Here is a 3,110-nt window from a genome sequence, read left to right on the forward strand (position 1 = left end):
GGTGTAGATCGGTCAAGTTTATTGGCTAGTGAATGGGCAAACAACAACGTTAACTTAGAAATCATCGACGAATGCACAATACAAATCTCTTCTAATGCTTCTCAGATTGGTAAAATATCCGAGAAACAACAAATAGATGCGATTCACGGTGAAAAGCAATTAAATATATCTTTCGACGGACGATATATGGTCGATACTTTAAAAGCAATAAAAGAAGATAGAGTTACTTTAAGTTTTGGCGGTTCCATGAGACCGATATTAATTGAAGCAGGTGAACAATCTGCAGCAGTATATTTAATATCGCCTGTTAGAACTTATTAAGAACAAAGGAAGGAATTAAATTATGTACAAGCACACTTTATGTTTTATAAAAAGAAATGAAGAAATACTTATGTTAAATAGAGAATATGATCCTGTAAAAGGATTATGGAACGGTGTAGGAGGGAAGATAGAAAAAGGAGAAACACCGTTAGAAAATGCAATTCGTGAAATAAAAGAAGAAACAAATATAGATGTTGAACAAAATCAAATTMAATTTAAAGGCATTATTAAATGGGAGGATTCCTCATATTCTGGTGGCATGTATGTCTATTTAGTAGAGCTACTTAATGAATTTACATATCACACTCCAAAAAAAGTCTCAGAAGGAATTCTAGATTGGAAAGAGGTATCTTGGATTCTAAGTGACTATAATTACGGCGTAGGAGAGATGATACCTAAATTTTTAACTGAAGTACTTTATAATGAATTAATATTAGAGCACTCTTGCGTTTTATCAAATCATAAATTAGTAGAGTATAAGAATAAAGAATTAGCTAAGCAGACCAGCATAGTAAAGTAGTAATTAGAGGAGATTAGTATGTAATAGAAGGAGGAGCTCATGAAAAAAGGAAATCACTTATTTTGGATATATATAACTAGTATTACTATTATAATACCCTTAATTATTTACTTAGCATTGGCAACCTCTAGCGAAAAAGATACTCTTACTCAACTAAAAAAAGCCCCCGGTATCCCATCTGCTATTCAAGATTTAAACGATATAGAAGACCCTACAGGATATTGGACAACAGAAAAGATGAAAACCGCAATTCCAGTAGATAAAACAGAGAATTTTAATAGATGATTCATAAATGAATAAAAAGCGAACCATCAATATTAAATCGGTTCGCTTTTTATTATAATCACACTTCTCGCCACCAAGCTGACGTAGGATAWTCTYTAGATTGTAACGCAATAGCTTCACCGATTTGTGGCGTTGMAATATTAACCCCTAAACGATTTGCTTCTTTCGTAACACGTTCAATAGGATCACTCCATTCATGTAATGCTAACGTAAAAGCACCCCAATGAATAGGAACRAGCAATTCTCCTTTAACGTCAATATGAGCTTGTACTGTTTCTTCTGGCAACATATGAATTGCAGACCATCTCGTATCGTACTGCCCGCATTCCATTAAAGTAAGATCGAATGGACCATATTTATTACCAATCTCCTTAAAGTGCGGAGCATAGCCACTATCACCGCTAAAGAAAACTTTCGTTTCTTGACCAATAATAAGCCATGAACACCATAAAGAACGATCTTTATCTGTCATACTTCGTCCAGAGAAATGCCTTGCAGGAGCGCAAACTAACTTAATATTATCAAACGTAATTTCATCCCACCAATTATGTTCACTAATTTTATTAGGTGAAACACCCCATTTAATAAGATAACGCGCAACTCCAATCGGGACATAAAAATGCTTCGCACGATCTTTTAACCGCATAATACTTTTGTAATTTAAATGATCATAGTGATTATGAGAAATGATAATCGCATCAATTTCCTTGAAATCTTCACGTTCTAAAGAAAAAGCACCACTATAACGTTTACTATTAAAAACAGGGAACGGGGAAGAGGCATCGCCAAACATAGGATCTAACAACAGCTTTTTACCTTCTATTTTCAAAAGAGAAGCAGAGTGACCAAACCATGTAACACTCTCTAAAGACCTATTATCTTTATTCGGTAAAACGATAGGTAAGTCTTTTATAGGACGTAGCTTTGTTTTCATTTTAAAGTAATCAGTCATTAAACCGATAATATCTTTCGGATTAAAACTTACATCAGTCGGAATTTGATTCATATATTTCTTTTTCATTAGTTCTCCTTTTTACGTTTAACAATATGCGTATGTTGTTATTGTAGCTAATTGTAGTTTAAACGAAATCATTTTACCTTTCATCTTAAATGCAGTACATTTCATAAATTCTTCAAATTTATTATTTATATATAAAAAATAGAATTCATTTAGCAGCAGCTAAAACTAATATTATGTATTTGTAAATTGTTTTGTTTAAGTAAATTCTTTCTCATAAACAACAAAGAACGTACGTTTCGTTATATGTTATAGAAGCAGGTAGGTAACTAATTATCCAAAGGAAGGAGAGTCTATAAATGCTTGAAGAAAGAAAAAAGAAGTCAAAATGTAAACTATCAAAATCTGAAATGATTCAGCTTTATACAAAAGGGAAGAGCACCTCAGAAATAGCTGTACTTGCCAATGTGTCTGCTGGATATATTCGTATGGTTTTAAAAGAAAAAAACGTGCCCAGACGAGCTATAGGTAGTTGGAAGAGAAAGTATGATTTAATAGAAGATTATTTTAAAACTTGGTCAAATAACATGGCTTATATTTTAGGATTTATAACAGCAGACGGTGTTATACCAAAAGAAAATCAATGTGTCAGTATCTCGCAAAAAGAAAGTGACATTCTAAACGATATAAAAAAAGAATTAAACACAAACCAGCCGCTTTATCAAAACAAAAAAACAGGCGTATATATGTTAAACCTCAATAGTAAAACAATTAAAGAAGATCTTATGAATATTCACGGAATCAAGCCTTGTAAATCATTTACTGTAGAATTTCCATTCGTACCAGATGAATATCTGCATCATTTTATTCGAGGGTATTTTGACGGAGATGGTTATGTCAATTATGAAGCATATACAGTAAGTTTTGTAGGAGGATCATATAATTTTATGAACTCTCTAAACCAAGTTCTGCAAAATTACAACTTAAATTCTAACCTTTTAAATCAAAATACACATTATCGTGTCA

4 protein-coding genes and 1 pseudogene are annotated in these 3,110 nt (G+C 32.3%); 4 read left to right on the plus strand and 1 reads right to left on the minus strand.

The window, feature by feature from the left end:
* The 3 genes and pseudogenes from AC1DJR_RS23610 to AC1DJR_RS23620 all read left to right on the plus strand — a co-directional run.
* A pseudogene (locus AC1DJR_RS23610) lies at positions 1–321 on the plus strand (DNA polymerase III subunit beta); the annotation flags it as partial.
* 22 nt (positions 322–343) lie between these two features.
* Positions 344–841, plus strand: a complete 498-nt coding sequence (locus AC1DJR_RS23615; protein WP_477003640.1) for an NUDIX hydrolase — start codon at positions 344–346, stop codon at positions 839–841.
* A gap of 39 nt (positions 842–880) precedes the next feature.
* Positions 881–1,126 carry a hypothetical protein gene (locus AC1DJR_RS23620; RefSeq protein WP_477003641.1) on the plus strand — a complete coding sequence of 82 codons (246 nt, stop codon included), beginning with the start codon at positions 881–883 and terminating at the stop codon, positions 1,124–1,126.
* Positions 1,127–1,184: 58 nt separating this feature from the next.
* On the opposite strand, the gene AC1DJR_RS23625 is transcribed toward AC1DJR_RS23620, so the two are convergent.
* The gene (locus tag AC1DJR_RS23625; RefSeq protein WP_477003642.1) at positions 1,185–2,147 is read right to left on the minus strand and encodes an MBL fold metallo-hydrolase; all 963 of its coding nucleotides are present in this window, start codon (positions 2,145–2,147) and stop codon (positions 1,185–1,187) included.
* Positions 2,148–2,443: 296 nt separating this feature from the next.
* On the opposite strand from AC1DJR_RS23625, the gene AC1DJR_RS23630 reads away from it, so the two are divergent.
* On the plus strand, positions 2,444–3,110 hold a 667-nt coding region (locus tag AC1DJR_RS23630; RefSeq protein WP_477003643.1), incomplete at its 3' end, for an LAGLIDADG family homing endonuclease.

Source organism: Bacillus sp. 05T31 (assembly GCF_056396725.1).

What these genes read in the sequence shown, in the direction of transcription:
- AC1DJR_RS23620 (WP_477003641.1), top strand. Translation starts at nt 881, where the DNA reads ATGAAAAAAGGAAATCACTTATTTTGGATATATATAACTAGTATTACT.